The following is a 15952-nucleotide window of genomic DNA, read 5'->3' as shown; positions in this document are numbered from 1 at the left end:
AGGGCGAAAAACACTCCTTTTTGGCTTTAAAAGCAGAATATCTCCACACCAACGCTTGGATTATATTTATTCTTATTAGATTTATTCAAGATCAAAGAAATATGCAATTTGGAAATGCTTTAAGGATCCAGAGAGTTATAAAAGGCTATACTCAGGATTACATGGCCGAAAGGCTTCACCTTTCTCAAAACTCGTATTCTAAGTTGGAAAGAGGTCTGACAAGTCTGACGGTAAGTCGGCTGTATCAAATCGCGGAGATACTGGAGATTTCTATTCAAGATATCCTACCAGCACAGCAGCCTGGAAATACTAAAAAATCTGATAGTGCTGAAAATATTTAGCACTATCAGTATTCAGTCCATGACTTTTTAAAAAACTTTACTTTTATCCTTTTTCTGCAAAGAATCAGTAAGTTTATTATTTTAATATCTATAGCTATAATATCATTTGCCAATAACTGACATCTATCCATTTATTGAACTTATAGCCGATCTGGCTCAGGTGAGCGACTTTGCTGAAGCCTAGCCGTTCGTGCATTCTGGTACTCTTTTCATTGGGCATCAAGATCCCGGCAACGATAGAATGAGTATTCATTTCGCGTAACTCCTCAATCAGTTTCTTGTAAAGTGCAGTACCAGTTCCCTTATCTATGGCTTCCGGATCCAGGTAAATAGCAGTGCTTACTGTAAAACGATAGGCAGGATTTTCTTTCCATTCCGTAGCATAACTGAAGCCTAGAACCTGTCCTTCTTTCTCATACACGAAGCATGGATATTTGTGGATCACCGGATTCAATTTATCCGCAAATTCTTGCTCATTCAATGCTACTTCGTCAAAAGTAACTAGTGTATTTTCCACATAGTGATTGTAGATCTCCCTCATCGGGTTAAGATCTGATGGTGTAAACTGCCGGATCATTTTAAGGAAATGTTGGTTTGATGCTGGGATCAAAGGTACATAAATTATTTTACTGCTGCCGCTTCATTGATCTGATGAATGATAAGATCCAGGTTGACAGCGCTTTGTCGGAGGTATTTTATCAGTTCCTGTTGTTCTATCGCATTTTTCTCCTCCATCAGCAATTCTGATAAGGCCAAAATAGAGGCCACAGGCTTCCGGATTTCATGTGAATTAAACCAGGAAACCGCCTTTAATTTTCGGTGCTGCTGCACGATCAGGTCTTCCCGATGCTTGCTGTCGTCAATGTTATTCTCTACCGAAATGTAGCCCTCCAGTCCACCATCTATATTGAACATCGGAGAGAGGTTAAACTGAGACCAATAGGCTTTTCCGTCTTTCGTGTAATTGACCAGTTCCCCGCTAAAAAACTCTTTATTAGCAATGGCGATAGTCAGTTTTCTGACCACTTCCGCATTGGTTTTCGGACCGTATAAAAGGTTGGAATGTGTTTTCCCCAGCGCTTCCTGCATGGTGTAACCGGTAATGCTGACAAATGCCCGGTTCACCCAGGTGATTTTTCCGGAAGTATCAGACATGATGATCAGGTTATTCATCTTATCGACAATCTCTGCCATCCTTTTATTGTCTACCGCAGCAATCCGTTCCCTTTCTTTCTTAATCAGATAGTAGAGGAGAAATGCAGTAGCCAGAATATAAAAAATTCCTTTTATGGAAGAGGTATACCAGGTTAGTTTAGGACTGAGTTCGGAAGTCAGGGAATTTAAAAGGTAATCGCTCCCTGTAATCCATAAAACACCAACTACGATATAAATGATAGGAATTCTATAGTTTCTTGTCTTCAAACTGCTGATGTTGCTTTAGAATAAATTAGGGTAACCCACTCAGCTGCAAATGTATTAAAAAAATGAAACTCGGGTTAAATTTATAATAATCTTATTTAATAAACCAAAGTTAAGCCGCTTGTCAACATGGAATTACCACTGGTCAATAATATTTCTCCAGTACAGGAATCCTGACGTAATTCGCCGAAAAATATATTTATTCATTGACACAGAAAAACACTATGAAATTTCTTAATTACGGCTTAGTCTTATTTATGGCCTTGATCAGCCTGGAAAGCAAGGCCCAGACGGAATTGTCTGGCTTCAGGCTGAAAGCCGAATACATCCCTATGTCCAGGTATATACCAAAAAAAACTGATGGGAAAACGGAGGAATATACTACAGCGAAAAGCGACATGAGAAGGGTAGAAGGTGGCATTAGCATTCCTTTATCCCTAAAGATGGATTCCCTGGGCAGGCCAAAGGTTTGGGCAGTCACCCTGGGCGGTTCCTATGCAAAAATAAAGAACCAGGATTACCCGGAGCAGTTGTTTCCTGATGAGCTGCTGAATGCGAGTGTAGGCTTGATGCACCTGAGGCCATTGAGTAAGAGCTGGAATATGTTGTTCATGGCCTCAGCAGGTGTGTATACCGACCTTAAAGGCATTTCTTCTCAAGATGTGCTGCTGATGGGCGGGGTAATTTTCATCAAGCAGTTTAACCCTAATCTGGCCCTGGGTGTCGGACCGGTAGTATCCAATACCTTTGGTGTCCCGATGGTATTGCCAGCAATCTTTTTAAATTGGAAAACCAACGGCAAGTTCCAGGTGATGCTGAACTTCCCGGAAAAGGTAGAATTGGCTTTCAAAGCCAGTCCGGCGATCAGGCTGAAGGCCGTAGCCGAAGTGAGTTCGATGACGGCAGATGTGAACAGGGAAGACAAAGCCATGCTGTCCTACCTCCAAGTGATTTCAGGATTTCAACCAGAGTTTAAGCTGAATAAATCCCTGACCTTACAGCTGACCGCAGGTGCTTCATTGTACCGGTCTATGGAATTTACCAGCAGGAAACTAAAAGATTTCTTTAAAGAAAAGGACGAAAATCCACCGCATTTTGAGACCACAGCTTATGGTGCCATAGGCCTCAAATGGAATTTTGGGAAACGCTAACGACTGATGAGTTTATTGTAAACAACTTCTTTTAACAAATCCTCCCTCCGGTGTCGGGAAATAGGCAGCTCATGCTCAGCTATAAAAATCCTTCCTCCCGACACCAAATCAATTTTAGAGATATTGACCAGATAAGATTTATGGATCCTGAAAAAATGATCGCTGGGCAATATCTCTTCTAAGGAAACCAAAGTCTGATGAATGATCAGTTCCTGATCTGCAAACTTTAGTTTGGCATAGTTCTGCATTCCTTCCACATATAAAATATCAGCCCACTGGATTTTTTTAAAGCTGTCTTTCTGACGAACAAATAAATAAGGATCCATCGCAGCCGGTTGCTTTTGCAGGCGCTGCAATTCATACATCTGCCGGGCTTTACTCGCTGCCTGATGAAAACGCTGAAAAGTAATGGGTTTGAGCAGATAATCTACCACCTGCAGGCGATATCCATCCAGCGCATGCTCAGAATAAGCCGTTGTGAAAATAGTTAAGGGAGGGTTTTCCATGGATTCCAGTAACTCCAAGCCTGATAAATAAGGCATGTTAATGTCTAGAAACAATAGATCTACCTGATTTTTATGGATAAAATCGGAAGCTTCCATCGCAGTTCCGCAGGAACCTGCAACCTGGAGGAAGTCTACCTGATCAATGAAATCTATAATTCCTGCCCGGGCAATAGGTTCGTCGTCTACAACGAGACATTGTAAGGGTACATCTGAGTTGGGCTTAATAACCGACATAGTTTGCTTTTTGATCTAAATGAATGGTTAAAACAACTTTAAAAAGGGTGTCACTGCGTATAATTTGTAAGTCGTGCTGCTTCGGATAAAGAATCTCTAAACGTTTCTGCACATTTTCCAGACCAAGACCGCTGCTGTCGCTTTTTCTTGCAGGCTTCGGGGAATTGGAATTCTCAATGGTAAAGGTAAGGAGTTCCTCCTCCTGTTGTAGGGACAGTCGGACGAATCCTTTCTGTGACGGTAAACGGGCAACATGTTTAAAGGCATTCTCTACAAATGGAACGAGTAAAAGCGGGACAATGTCCCGCTTTCCATTCGCAATATTCCATATACAATTTACCTGCAGTTCTTCCCCCCATCGGATCTTCTCGACGGAGACCAGGTTTTTTAAATAAGTCACTTCTTTTTCCAATGGGATGGTTTCCCGGTTACATTCATACAGCTGGTACCTCAGGATGTCTGAAAATTTGACGAGTAAGGTCGCGGCCAGATCCACATCTTTCTTCATCAGAATATGCAGGTGATTGAGCACATTGAACATGAGGTGAGGATTGATCTGGTCCTGCAGAATTCTCAGCTGTGCCTCCAGATGCGCCTGCTGTAAAAGGGTATGTTTTTGCGCCATCTGGTAATGTTCCTGGTAAAATTGAAAACCACAGGTCGAGCCAATGATCAGTAAAGCAGAGGGGATGGTTCTAATGAATACCACAAAATAATCAGTGTTCTGTGCTAATTGTGAAGCACTGTCATAGGCTGAGCCATGAATGGCTAACCAGTAGGTACCATAAAATACCCCCGCAATTGCTGCGGTTAAAATCGCAGTGGCCAGAATGGTTTGAAACACAAATAAGGTCATTTTCCCCTTTTTCAATGCAGTAGGCAGTAAAACGTTACTTAAAGTATGTGCAATAACAGCTGAACATAAAACCATTAATGCTGCGGTGCCAAAAGTATTGAGCAGTGGGTAATCTCTTTTCAATTGAGACCATAAGGTAAAACCCAGTAAGATCCAAAAGCCGGAGATGAAAACAAGTGGTTTATTTAAGTGGAATTTTTTCATTACGAAGATGATAAATAAAGAGAAGGATTAAAAAATCAAGAACCCTACACTTGCCTGGAAGGACTGAGGACGTGATTTGAATGTTTTATCGATGTCCTTTAAAGCGCCTTCATAACGCAGGTCAAAAGTAAGCTTTCCTAAATCAATTCCCGCACCAGCCTGGTAACCAATATTTGATTTGCTGAATGCTTTAAAGGCTGGATTGAGCTGTTTGAAGACCGAAGTTTTTTCATTTAAGGTATAACTGTACACCGCTCCGCCAAAAATCCTCAGGTTCATCTGCGCTGTATTCAGGATTTTATAACCCAGCAATACAGGAACGTCAAGCGTTGACCACTTTGCTTTCTGATCGTTTAATGCGTTTCCTTCCAGTTTACCTGATTTCTTGCTGTACAATAATTCTCCCTGTACATAAGCAGAGCCTAAGTCAATTCTGGTTAAAGCACCCGCAGAAAAACCGGTGGCATATTTTCCGGATACATTTGGGGCAGAAAGAGAAAGTTTGTTGTAATTAGCACCTGCTTTTAAGCCCACATGAATAGGGTTGCTGTCCTGAGATTTTGCCGTGTTAGCCAGCATCATTAAAGCAATGGCAGGCAATAGAAAATGTTTTTTCATTTGAATGATAATTAAGATTTGATGGGGAAGGACCTATTTAACGGCCTTCCTTTGTCCTGCAAAAAGGAGAATAATTAAAAAGACCAGGAAAAGAATTTGATGAAGGGTAAAGCAGCGTTGACCATCGGTAAGAAATAACGGTTTTAAATTTATTTTAGGGTGAAGAATTAGAATAGTAGATTGCAGTCTCAATTTTAAGAAGTGCTGAATCATGGCTGAGCTAAAGGAAACCCAACCAGAAGTAATTTTATCGGACGATATTTATGTGCTGTATCAGCAGCATTACAACTATCTGGTCTTTGTAGGCTTAAAAAGCGGAATGGATTTAACTGATGTGAAGGACAACATCAACCAGACTTTCCTTGGCTTTCTGGAAAAAGGAACGGATTTCAGTAAAATCACAAATGTGAAAGCTTATATCCTCACTTCTTTCCGCAGGAAATTGATAGATACCTATAGGGTGGAACAGAAGTATAAAACAGAATCGCTGGACGATTTCTCTGATACCTGGTCGGAACCCTCTACAGAAGAACTGATGCTCAATAGCCAGGCATTGGATGAACTTAAAGAAAAACTATCCAGAATTTATGATGGATTGCCAGGAAGATGTCAGACGGCCATCTTTTTAAAATATTATGAAGGACTGAGCAATGAAGAAATTGCAGAACGGACTTCATTGACAATCAGGAGCGTTTATAACAATCTTTTCGAAGGAATTAAACGAATGAGGGAAGAAATGGCGAAGGAAAACCTGAGCCCTAAAGACCTGAGCATATTTATGACCTTGATTTTTGCCTAATTATGTAAATGTATTTTCTTGTTTTACAGAGGTTTAGGTGGTTTTGTGGAGAATGTTAAAATTATGATGGTAAAAAACAGTCCTGATCCCGTCTAGTAAGAAAGCGCAATACGAATGTACACGATAGAACAACTCATTTTAGATCCGACTTTTATTCATTACTGTTATAAAAGTAATGTGCAGGATGTGCAGACCTGGGAGGGTTATGCCGCACAATCTCCTGAAAATGAAGCAGCAGTGACGGAAGCCAGGAAAATGCTGTTGCTGCTGAATCAGATGCTGAAAAGTCGCGAGGAAAAAATGGCCCTTTCTGAATTTAAGAAACTAGCCCTGGAGCAGGAACAACGCTATGCAGCAGGCTCAGTTCCCAATGCTGTGCCACAGTATTTGCAAGAAGAGGGACAAACCAAAGGACGTTCGCCTTTGTATAAGAGCCGTAATTTTGTACGCGTATGGTATGCTTCTGCAGCAGCAGTACTGCTGGTGATGGGCCTTGCCTTATTTAATCATTACCAGGAAGAACGCAAAGTAGAGCTTGCCATTAAGAAAGAACAGCAGCAATATCAGGTGTATAAATCTCCTTTCGGAGAAAGAATGATCATCACGCTGGCGGATAATTCCAAGGTCATTCTAAATGCCAACAGTATCCTGAAAGTACCCCATGGCTACAATAAGGATAGCCGGAAAGTAGTCTTATTGGGTGCCGCTTATTTTGACATCAGCCCGAATGCCGAATTGCCTTTCAGCCTGGAATCCGCTGATATGAAAGCCACGGTATTGGGTACGAGTTTTTACATGCGTGCCTATCCGCATGAATCCGGACAGCAGGTGGAACTTCTCAGTGGAAAGCTAAAAGTCCAGAAAGCGTATAAATCTACCCTCGACAATCAGCCGGAAATTCTCCTCCCCGGAGATATGGTGATGCTGAACAGATCGGTAGACCTGATGGAAAAGGAAACTTTCGACATTCAGCAGCGGCAAGCCTGGGTCAAAGGCCAGCTTAAATTCAAAGATACCAGCTTTAGAGCGGTCGTTACTGCTTTAGAAGATTGGTATGGAGTGCCAATTGAGATTCAGGGCGAGCAGAAATCTGCGGGTAAATTCTCCGGAACTTATGAAAATGAATCTTTAGAACGGGTCCTCAACATGTTCTGTTTTGCGACCGACTGTAATTTCAAGATAGAAAAAGAGAAGGTCATTCTCCGATTCAACTAATCCAATTCAACCAACAAACCTACAACCACCACTTCCCAAATTATGAAAGAAAATCTAGTCGCTATGCTGCGGCATGGGCTTAAATCCTGCTGCAGGATCGGTATGGGCTGCACTGCGGTATTATTCCTTGTTTTTCAGTCGCCAGCAGCGGCACAAGAAAAGAAAAACCTGAGCTTTAAAAATAAAACAATAGAAGAAGCTTTTCGCCAGATAGAACAGCTCTACCAGGTGAAATTCTATTATAGTACCATCAAACTCAACCCACAGGAACGCATCAGCTTTTCAAAAAAGCCACGTGCTATTCAGGATGTGCTCTTCGAACTGGAATTAAAAGTATTCCTGAAATTTAAACAGGATGGGTCAATGATCGCGGTAAAAGCAAAGGTTGCTGAGATTGAGCAGGCCACTGGCGGCGTTAATCTTCAGCTGATTGAAGGAACCGTAATTGATCATTTGAAAAAGCCATTACCGGGTGTTTCTGTCCGCGTTAAAGGAAGTCCTTCGAGATCCACTCTTTCAGATACGAATGGAAAATACAAGATCTCTGTAGCAGAAAAGGAAGTATTGATCCTTTCTTATATTGGTTTTGTACGTACAGAAGTGCCTGTAGGAAAAAGCAGTACCATCGTCACCATACTTAAAGAAGAAGTGTCAGAACTTAATCAGGTAGTGGTGACCGGTATTTCAGATCGCAAAGAGAAACTTATACCGGAAGTTCTACCACCTTTACCGGCAAGGAACTGATGAAACTCAGCTCAGGAAATATCCTCCAGGGACTGGGTTTAGTGGATCCTTCCTTCAGGATCATCGACAATAACCTTGCGGGTTCAGATCCGAATGCCTTGCCGAATATTGAGATTCGTGGGGGAAATAGCTTAACGGAGAATTATGCGAATGGCGATCTCAGGGGAACATTTTATGGCAACCCAAACCTTCCATTGTTCATCCTGGATGGCTTTGAAACGTCTTTAGAGCGCATTGTAGATTTGGATATGAACAGAATCGAATCTGTCACCCTATTGAAAGATGGATCTGCAGCAGCAATTTATGGAACCAGGTCTGCCAATGGAGTAGTGGTTATTGTAACCAAATCGCCGGCAGCAGGAAAGCTGAGGGCAACCTATGCACTGAGTTCCAATATGGTGATTCCTGACCTTAGAGATTATAATATGCTGGATGCAACCCGTTTACTGGAATTTGAAAAACGAACCGGATTGTACAGTTCGACAAACCCTTCGGAGCAAATTCAGAAACAGGAATTGTACAACGACCGACTGGCCTTACTAAAAGCAGGAACAAATACTTATTGGCTATCACAACCGCTCAAAACGGCAGTGGAACAGCGTCATTCCTTAACACTCGATGGAGGAGATCAGGCATTTAGATACAGCATTGGGTTTTCTGCAGCCTTCAATCCAGGCGTCATGAAAGGCTCTTCCCGTGATAATTACCAGGGAAATATGCTTTTTAATTACAATACTGGTAATTTCCTGTTTAGGAATGACCTTCAAATTGTGAATACAAAAGGAACCGCTTCCCCTTATGGCAGCTTCCAGGACTTCGTAAATGCAAAACCATATTTCCCGATTCCGGGGGATGGAGGCGCTGGTTCTCCATTTTTATACGAGACTTTCGCCAATGGCATAAGAAACAATTACATTCTGAACCCTTTGTATAATGGAACGCTGAATACCCAAAGCATCAGTCAGTATACCGAGATCGTCAATAACCTGTCTTCGGAATGGAAAATTAACGATGATTTCCGCTTAAGGGCAACTTTGGGAATCAATAAAAGACTGTCCGATTCCAAAGATTTCAGGTCTGCAGAACATACAGCATTTGCGGGGATCAGCCCTGATATGGCAGCTTATGCTTTACGTGGTGATCTGGACATTTCTAACAGCAAATCTTTTGGTTATGAAGCTTCCTTGTTTGCCACTTTCAGCAAGCTGATCAATGAAAAGCATAGCTTTTACCTGTTGTCAGGTTTTAATGCAAAGGAGTCAAATTCCAGCGTGATGCGGGTTTCAGCAGAAGGTTTTCCGAATCCAAAAATGGACGACCTGGCTTTTGCCAAGCAGTATAAAGCAAATTCCAGACCTGAAGGCTTAGACAATACCAGTCGCCTGGCAGGTTTCCTGGCTACTTTTAACTATGCTTACGACAGCAGGTATTTTATAGACCTTTCCTTTAAACTGGATGGTTCTTCACAATTCGGATCAAATGAAAAGTATGCTCCGGTTTGGTCGGCTGGATTGGGCTGGAATTTACACCGCGAGTCTTTTATTCAGAAACTGAATGTGTTTAGCAACTTAAGGTTAACCGCTGCAATTGCCGAAACTGCCAGTCAGAATTTTGCGCCTTATCAGGCCATGACCAAGTATAAATACAATACCGACAATATCTACGGACAAGATTTTGGGGCCATTATCCAGGGATTGGGGAATGCCAACCTGAAATGGCAAACGACAAGACAGAAGAAAGTAGCCCTGGATTTTGGACTGTTCTCGGGGCTGTTGAATATCAATTCAGAATACTATTGGAAAAGTACTTCCAACCTGCTGCAGAGTGTAACCCTGGCACCCTCTACAGGTTTTGCCAGTTTTACCGACAATATTGGCTCTTTACAAAATAATGGCTTCGACATCCGCGTCAATGTCAGGGTATTACAAGGTGGGCCAAATAAAGCACGTCTGGGGATCTGGGGTAATATTGGGGCCAATAAGAACAAGATTTCCAAAATATCGGATGCAATGAAACAGCGTAACCAGCTTATCCTGGATGATTTGCAGTATAGTTACGATAGAGATTTTGATAAAGTATCTACTTTGCCGCCAAACATTTTTGTGGAAGGTGCTTCAAGATCTGCGATCTACGCGATTCGTTCTCTGGGAATCGATCCGGCTACCGGAAATGAAATTTATCAGTACAGAGATGGAAGTATTGGAACAGAATGGAGAGCAGCCGAACAAGTAGTGATCGGGGACGAGCGTCCAACGGTTTCAGGTGGTTTGGGGCTTAATTTCGGGTATAAAGGCTGGGATGCAGTAGTTGCTGGAGGTTATTCTTATGGTGGTTACCTGTACAATTCCACCCTGGTTTCTAAAGTAGAAGATATTGATGTGATGAATCACAACGTGGATGAAAGAGCTTATGATGCGAAATGGACCCGTCCTGGGGATGAAGCCAAATACAGTGGTTATTCCAGTTCAATTGGGGGCAACAGGGTAGGTGCAACCTCTAGATTCGTGCAGAAAAACAATTACCTGACGATCTCTGCCATCACCCTGGGTTATACCTTCAACAATACCCCATTGATCAAGCGCCTGAAAATTCAAAACCTTCGGTTGAACCTCAGCATGAATGATATTGTCCGTTTTTCAACGATCAGAATAGAGCGCGGTACGCAATACCCTTTTGCACAGCGGATCTCCTTTGGCGCAAATGTTACTTTATAATGGTCCGGTTACTCAAAAGATATTTTAACAAAATGAAACAATTAAAATACGGCTTTCTGCCGATCGTATTGTTGGGGGTATTGATGCTAAGCTCCTGCAAAAAGTGGCTGGATGTACAGCCGAAAACAGAAATGAAGCAAGATGAACTTTTTTCCAGTCAGCAGGGCTTCAATGAGGCGATGGTAGGCGCCTATGTGACCATGACCAAAGAAGCGGGCTACGGAAGGGAATTAACTTACGGTATGCTGAGCGTGATGGCAGCCGATTATTCCGTGAGCAGTTCCTCAGAAGTGGCTGTTACTTATTTAAAACCAGTGGAGAATTTCAATTATGAGGTACGGCAATTCCGTGGGATGATTGATAAGGTTTGGCTGCAGCAATACAATACGATTGCGCAGGTAAACGCCATACTCGAAAACATTGATGCGAAGAAAGCGCTGTTCTCAGGCCAGAACTATGAACTGATCAAAGGAGAAGCACTGGCTTTAAGGGCTTATGTCCATTTTGACTTGCTGCGCTTATTCGGTCCGTCTTATTTAAACCGCGGCGATGGGAAATATATACCTTACGTGAAGCAGTATGGTAAGGAAAATACAACATTTTCTACGGTAGAAGAAGTGACCAATCAGGCATTGGCAGACCTGAATCAGGCAGAAGCGCTAATGGTTGCAGATGCTTTGGGTGCTGCCGGCAGTCCAGATCGTCAGATCAGGATGAATATCTATGCCGTAAAAGGCCTTCAGGCAAGGATTTACCTGTATATGGGCAATAAAACAATGGCTTTTAATAAGGCTAAAGAGGTGATTGATGCCAATAAAATCAGGTTACGTGCGCCAGGGGTGGAGGTCAGTATTGATCGTACTTTCCATTCAGAACATCTGTTTGCTTTGTTTAGCGATAAGTTTGAGAAACTCGCGGAATCTAATTTTCTGCCTACCACCGGTCTGACCACTTCGGCACCTTATTACTATACGCTGGAGTCCAAGCTGAGTGGCAATATATTTGGCAATCAGGCCACGGACATACGCTTTAAAGCACCCATGATGCTGGGGGTTAAAGGCTTCCTGATTCCTCATAAATACCTTTATGAAGACCTGGCAGGTGTCAATGTAACGACACCGCTGCTCAGAAATTATATCCCGATGATGCGGATCTCTGAGCTGTTTTATATCGCAGCAGAAACTGCTCCAGACCAGGTTGCTGCTCTGGGTTATCTGAATAAGGTACTGGCAAGCAGAGGTTTGTCGGCAATTGTGAACACTGCCGATTTGCAGAACGAAATCAGAAAGGAATACCGCAAAGAATTTTTTACCGAAGGACAGACTTTCTTCTATTACAAACGCTTGAATGCTGCGCGTATTGAAGACAGTCCGGTTACGGAAATGCAGGCAAAGATGTATGTCTTCCCGCTACCGGAAGATGAGAAACTTTATGGAGGAAGATAGTCATGAAAAAGAATAATATGTTAATGAATAATATAAGCTGGCTGGCCATGGCTTTAGTATTGGCCATCACTTCCTGCACAAAGGAAGAAGTGAAATTTTATGATGGAAAAGACCGGATTCAGTTCTCAAAGTTAGGCACAGGAACTGCGGCCAGATATGTAGATAGTGCGGATTTCTCTTTTGCTGCCAAAGGAGACCTGCTGGCAGATACGGTATTTATTCCGGTGGACCTGACTGGAAGAACAGCCTCAGTAGACCGCGAATTTAAAGTAGCATTTGAGGCCTCCGGCTCTAATGCTACGCTTGGGGCAGACTTTGATTTTGGTAAGTGTGTGATTAAAGCAGGCAGCTTTAAAGGTGTTTTCCCATTGATCCTGAGGAATACAAAAGACCTGGAAACCATTCGTAAAATAGTGACGTTTAAGCTTGTGGCAAATGATCATTTTGAAGTAGGCATAGGGACACAGTTGAAAAGTAAGGTGGCCTTCTTTAATTTTATGGTGAAGCCTGTGGATTGGGAGCTGAGAATGTCCCGCTTCTTTGGTCCTTATTCCAAAACGAAACACCGCTTCATTTTGTATCATCTCGGTTTTCCAGAGATCAATTACGCGGCCACACTGGCAGTAGAAGACCCTTCTAAATACATCTTTGGCGGTACTAAATTCGCTTATTTTCAATTGAAACTGCGCTCTTTGCTGGACGACCTGAACTCAGGAACGATAAAACCTGCTGCCAACGATCCGTTTACTTATCCCTTAAAAGATGAAAACGGCATAACTATCATTTTCCCATAACCTCTTTAACTGATAAAAATGAAAAGATTATTTAACCTCATGCTGTTCATTTCCCTGACAGGGCTATTGTTTGCTTCCTGTTATAAAGACAAGGGGAATTATGACCTCAGGCCGGTAGATGTGATCACGGTGACGGGGCCGGTTTTTAAAAGCGACAACTATACATTGGCGCAGCTGGACAGCCTGAAAATTAAACCGGAGGTCAAGTTTACCGGCGACAGTACTAAATTAACCTATATCTGGAGGCTAATTCCGGCAAAGGCAAAAACAGGGGATACCAGTATCAAAACGGTTTCTAAAGAAAGGGAATTAAAGTATGCGGTCAAGGTTCCGATTGGGGAATATAGCATCCATCTGGAAGTAGCAGACCCTGTAACCTCCATAGTTAGAAGCAGAACCTATGGCTTAATTGTGCGTGCTAAGGCTTCCCAGGGTTTTCTGGTTTTAAATGATAAAGCTGATGGTTTTCAGGACATAGATGTCATTCTGGACAACACAAAACCAGAGGTTTTCTATGGTGCTTTCTCTGCCAATAATACCATTCGTCTGAAAGATGGAACGGGCTTGTCCAGTGTACAATCTCTGGCCAATGCGAATGGTCTTTTATATGTGTTCCGGAAAAATGGGGGCTATACCTTATTGCCTAGTTTTGGATTTTTACAAGAACCTCGTGCCTGGTTTTTTGATGCACCAGATGCCTATGCACCAACCGTAATTTATCAGGATCTTTTTGGAATGAACAATTACCTGATCAATAATGGAAGCCTGCATGCTACAACGGGCAGCAGTACACCGCTGATCTTTAGTTACCGGGCTTCTGGCAATTATAAAGCCACTAAGTCCTTGCTGATGAGTGCCTATGCTTTTGTTTATGATGATTTGAACCATCGCTTCCTGAAGTTCAATAAAGCAGCAGGAAAGATGATGTCTATCACCAAAAATGTCGAAGACAAATTTAATGTGGAAGATATTGGGAATAAGACCTGCCTGCTGTTTGACCATACCATGCAGCCTGGTACCAGTCCTACCGCAACAAATTTTGCCAGTTTAAAGCCGATTGCTTATGGTAAAGACAAGGTAACCGGGCAGACTTTCGTTTATAAATTCGGCTTTTTTAAATCATTGGTAACTTACTGTGAAAGCGTAAAAGAAGTGACAGCGCCAGGTTTTTCTACGGCAACGGCTTATGTCAATGCCTCGAACAATCCGCTGACTTATTATGCGGCTGAAAACAGGATCTATGCCTATGATTTTAATAATGACATCGCCAGGGTAGTTTATACCTTCTCGGCAACAGATATTTCCATTGATCAGCTGATGACCAACGGGACACAGCTCCTGGTAATAGCCAACAGCAAAAGCGGTAACAGCGGAGCTGTTTATTTCTTCAAAGTTGATCCTACAGGCTCTTTTAACGGGAACACCTTTTTCGCTAAATATGAGTCTTTTGGTAAAATCAGAGACATAGAATACAAATATAATTCGCTGAACTCAACAGGCTTTGCCTGGAAATAATTACGCCTCTAATCAGCCTGGAGAAGTTCCCCCTGCTTCAGGTTGGTTATTTTAAAAACAATCGATAAAATGAAATCATCAGCCATTGCTGATCAATAAATTATGATTCATGAAAAAACTATTATTAGTGATCATCAGTATGATCACAGGAACAACCTATGGTCAGGGTATTAATTTTGAAAACCTTCCAGGCTGGAAAGAAGTCTTGATGAAAGCCAAAAATGAAAAGAAAGCGATCTTTGTAGATGCTTTTACTACCTGGTGCGGCCCTTGCAAGCAAATGGATAAACAGGTTTTTCCTCAAAAGGAAGTCGGCGACTTTTTTAATACCAATTTTATCAGCTTTAAGTTGCAAATGGACCAGACTGCAAAAGATGATGCGTTTGTAAAAGCCCGCTATGCAGATGCGAAAATGTTTGAGAAAACCTATAGAATCACTTCTTATCCTTGTTATTTATTCTTTGATTCGGAAGGGAAACTGATCCATAAAGCAGGTGGGGGTGGATTAAAACCTGCCGACTTTATTGAAATTGGAAAGGAAGCATTGGACCCGGCTAAACAGCTGCTCTCCTATAAAAGGAAGTACCTGGAAGGCGATAGAACAGTGGAATTCTTGAAAAATTACGTTTATAAACTGGCAGCAGCAGGTGATGCGCAACTAGGCGTAGTTGCTGATGAGTTTCTGCTGCTGCAAAAGGACAAGTTTTCTTTGGAAAGTGTGCAGATGAGGATGTTCCTCACCACCGGAACTGACAGCAAATATTTCAGGGCTTTGCAGAAGAATGAAAGTAAACTTGCCGAGGTACTGGGTGCAGAGAAAGCCAGCCGTTACCTGAAGAAAGTAATTGATGCAGAATTGATGTCGAGGGCTTTGAAAGTAGTAGCAGGTCCTGATCAAAAGAGAATTTATCAGGTAGATGAGCCCGGGTTATTGAAATTCTTCGGGCAGTTTTATGCCCAGGAAACTGCTGAATTTCTGGCCGCTTTTCATGCGGTGACGGTATGGAAATTGGTAGATCAACAGGAAGCCTATGCGGGAGCAAAGCGATTGCTGACGCGTTATGAAAAAGAATTTAATCCTGCCCAGGCTGCACAAGTTGCCTTAATTGTGGCTGGAAAAGGAACGAATAAGGAAGATAATCGCCTGGCTTTATCACTTTTATCTCCATGGGGAAGTACAAAGGATTTTGTGCTGCAGCAATCCTTATGCAAGCTCTATGGCTTTGACGGGCAGCAGGAAAAGGCTTTACATCATGCTGGAATAGCCTTGAACGAAGTCCGTAAAAGCAGACCCAATTATCCAAATATTAGCTCAGAGGAATTCCTGAAGAGAACTTTGACCGCTAGTCCTACACCTCAAATTATCAGCAACTAATGTATATTTTCAATACCTCTTT

The 15952-nt window shown here is 42.3% G+C and carries 15 protein-coding genes; 10 read left to right on the top strand and 5 right to left on the bottom strand.

The annotated features are described in order from the left end of the window. Positions 1-20 precede the first annotated feature (20 nt). Entirely contained in the window at positions 21-341 is a 321-nt protein-coding gene (locus AQ505_RS19040; RefSeq protein ID WP_062549637.1) for a helix-turn-helix domain-containing protein, read from the top strand. 94 nt (positions 342-435) lie between these two features. Here the strand turns inward: AQ505_RS19040 and AQ505_RS19035 are convergent, their stop codons facing one another. Both AQ505_RS19035 and AQ505_RS19030 read right to left on the bottom strand, forming a co-directional pair. Continuing rightward, positions 436-918, bottom strand: coding sequence for a GNAT family N-acetyltransferase (locus tag AQ505_RS19035; protein ID WP_062549636.1), 483 nt, complete (start codon positions 916-918; stop codon positions 436-438). 44 nt (positions 919-962) lie between these two features. Beyond that, positions 963-1763 (bottom strand): PAS domain S-box protein, encoded by an 801-nt coding sequence (locus tag AQ505_RS19030; RefSeq protein WP_062549635.1) that lies wholly within the window; start codon positions 1761-1763, stop codon positions 963-965. A 221-nt stretch (positions 1764-1984) separates the two neighbouring features. On the opposite strand from AQ505_RS19030, the gene AQ505_RS19025 reads away from it, so the two are divergent. After that, positions 1985-2911, top strand: coding sequence for a DUF6268 family outer membrane beta-barrel protein (locus AQ505_RS19025; RefSeq protein ID WP_062549634.1), 927 nt, complete (start codon positions 1985-1987; stop codon positions 2909-2911). Here AQ505_RS19025 and AQ505_RS19020 read toward each other — a convergent pair. The 3 genes from AQ505_RS19020 to AQ505_RS19010 are packed head-to-tail and all read right to left on the bottom strand — an operon-like array spanning position 2908 to position 5329. After that, positions 2908-3651 (bottom strand): LytR/AlgR family response regulator transcription factor, encoded by a 744-nt coding sequence (locus AQ505_RS19020; RefSeq protein WP_062549633.1) that lies wholly within the window; start codon positions 3649-3651, stop codon positions 2908-2910. The two genes, AQ505_RS19025 and AQ505_RS19020, sit on opposite strands and share 4 nt — an antisense overlap. Further along, complete coding sequence (locus AQ505_RS19015) at positions 3638-4711, bottom strand: sensor histidine kinase (RefSeq protein ID WP_062549632.1); 1074 nt, start codon at positions 4709-4711, stop codon at positions 3638-3640. Before AQ505_RS19015 ends, AQ505_RS19020 begins: the two co-directional genes overlap by 14 nt. A gap of 27 nt (positions 4712-4738) precedes the next feature. Continuing rightward, positions 4739-5329 carry a porin family protein gene (locus AQ505_RS19010; RefSeq protein ID WP_062549631.1) on the bottom strand — a complete coding sequence of 197 codons (591 nt, stop codon included), beginning with the start codon at positions 5327-5329 and terminating at the stop codon, positions 4739-4741. 211 nt (positions 5330-5540) lie between these two features. Here AQ505_RS19010 and AQ505_RS19000 point away from each other — a divergent pair, with 211 nt between their 5' ends. The 8 genes from AQ505_RS19000 to AQ505_RS18965 all read left to right on the top strand — a co-directional run bounded on the left by AQ505_RS19000 (position 5541) and on the right by AQ505_RS18965 (position 15930). Next, positions 5541-6128 carry an RNA polymerase sigma factor gene (locus AQ505_RS19000; protein WP_062549629.1) on the top strand — a complete coding sequence of 196 codons (588 nt, stop codon included), beginning with the start codon at positions 5541-5543 and terminating at the stop codon, positions 6126-6128. Positions 6129-6242: 114 nt separating this feature from the next. Beyond that, positions 6243-7343, top strand: coding sequence for a FecR family protein (locus AQ505_RS18995; protein ID WP_062549628.1), 1101 nt, complete (start codon positions 6243-6245; stop codon positions 7341-7343). A gap of 42 nt (positions 7344-7385) precedes the next feature. Continuing rightward, on the top strand, positions 7386-8087 hold the full coding sequence (locus tag AQ505_RS18990; protein ID WP_082461630.1) for a DUF4974 domain-containing protein: 702 nt from the start codon (positions 7386-7388) through the stop codon (positions 8085-8087). Continuing rightward, positions 8087-10801: a SusC/RagA family TonB-linked outer membrane protein gene (locus tag AQ505_RS18985; protein ID WP_062549626.1), complete on the top strand. Its 2715-nt coding sequence runs from the start codon at positions 8087-8089 to the stop codon at positions 10799-10801. The genes AQ505_RS18990 and AQ505_RS18985 overlap by 1 nt, the downstream gene beginning before the upstream one ends. A gap of 32 nt (positions 10802-10833) precedes the next feature. After that, the gene (locus AQ505_RS18980; protein ID WP_197286232.1) at positions 10834-12246 is read left to right on the top strand and encodes a RagB/SusD family nutrient uptake outer membrane protein; all 1413 of its coding nucleotides are present in this window, start codon (positions 10834-10836) and stop codon (positions 12244-12246) included. Positions 12247-12269: 23 nt separating this feature from the next. After that, positions 12270-13040 carry a DUF4843 domain-containing protein gene (locus AQ505_RS18975; RefSeq protein WP_197286231.1) on the top strand — a complete coding sequence of 257 codons (771 nt, stop codon included), beginning with the start codon at positions 12270-12272 and terminating at the stop codon, positions 13038-13040. An 18-nt stretch (positions 13041-13058) separates the two neighbouring features. Further along, positions 13059-14555, top strand: coding sequence for a PKD-like family lipoprotein (locus AQ505_RS18970; protein WP_062549623.1), 1497 nt, complete (start codon positions 13059-13061; stop codon positions 14553-14555). Positions 14556-14664: 109 nt separating this feature from the next. Then, a complete protein-coding gene (locus AQ505_RS18965; RefSeq protein WP_062549622.1) occupies positions 14665-15930 on the top strand; it encodes a thioredoxin family protein in 1266 nt (421 codons plus the stop codon). The last annotated feature ends 22 nt before the right edge of the window (positions 15931-15952 follow it).

This window comes from Pedobacter sp. PACM 27299 (genome assembly GCF_001412655.1).
Lineage (GTDB): Bacteria > Bacteroidota > Bacteroidia > Sphingobacteriales > Sphingobacteriaceae > Pedobacter.
The sequence above is the reverse complement of the archived record's forward strand: the minus strand, read 5'-3'. Positions and strand labels throughout refer to the sequence as shown.

Bases quoted from the DNA above. Each gene is read 5' to 3' on its own strand.
- AQ505_RS19000 (WP_062549629.1), top strand. From the start codon at position 5,541: ATGGCTGAGCTAAAGGAAACCCAACCAGAAGTAATTTTATCGGACGAT.
- AQ505_RS18970 (WP_062549623.1), top strand. From the start codon at position 13,059: ATGAAAAGATTATTTAACCTCATGCTGTTCATTTCCCTGACAGGGCTA.
- AQ505_RS18995 (WP_062549628.1), top strand. From the start codon at position 6,243: ATGTACACGATAGAACAACTCATTTTAGATCCGACTTTTATTCATTAC.
- AQ505_RS18980 (WP_197286232.1), top strand. From the start codon at position 10,834: ATGAAACAATTAAAATACGGCTTTCTGCCGATCGTATTGTTGGGGGTA.
- AQ505_RS18985 (WP_062549626.1), top strand. From the start codon at position 8,087: ATGAAACTCAGCTCAGGAAATATCCTCCAGGGACTGGGTTTAGTGGAT.
- AQ505_RS19025 (WP_062549634.1), top strand. From the start codon at position 1,985: ATGAAATTTCTTAATTACGGCTTAGTCTTATTTATGGCCTTGATCAGC.
- AQ505_RS18965 (WP_062549622.1), top strand. From the start codon at position 14,665: ATGAAAAAACTATTATTAGTGATCATCAGTATGATCACAGGAACAACC.
- AQ505_RS19010 (WP_062549631.1), bottom strand. From the start codon at position 5,329: ATGAAAAAACATTTTCTATTGCCTGCCATTGCTTTAATGATGCTGGCT.
- AQ505_RS18975 (WP_197286231.1), top strand. From the start codon at position 12,270: ATGAATAATATAAGCTGGCTGGCCATGGCTTTAGTATTGGCCATCACT.
- AQ505_RS19020 (WP_062549633.1), bottom strand. From the start codon at position 3,651: ATGTCGGTTATTAAGCCCAACTCAGATGTACCCTTACAATGTCTCGTT.
- AQ505_RS18990 (WP_082461630.1), top strand. From the start codon at position 7,386: ATGAAAGAAAATCTAGTCGCTATGCTGCGGCATGGGCTTAAATCCTGC.
- AQ505_RS19015 (WP_062549632.1), bottom strand. From the start codon at position 4,711: ATGAAAAAATTCCACTTAAATAAACCACTTGTTTTCATCTCCGGCTTT.
- AQ505_RS19035 (WP_062549636.1), bottom strand. From the start codon at position 918: ATGATCCGGCAGTTTACACCATCAGATCTTAACCCGATGAGGGAGATC.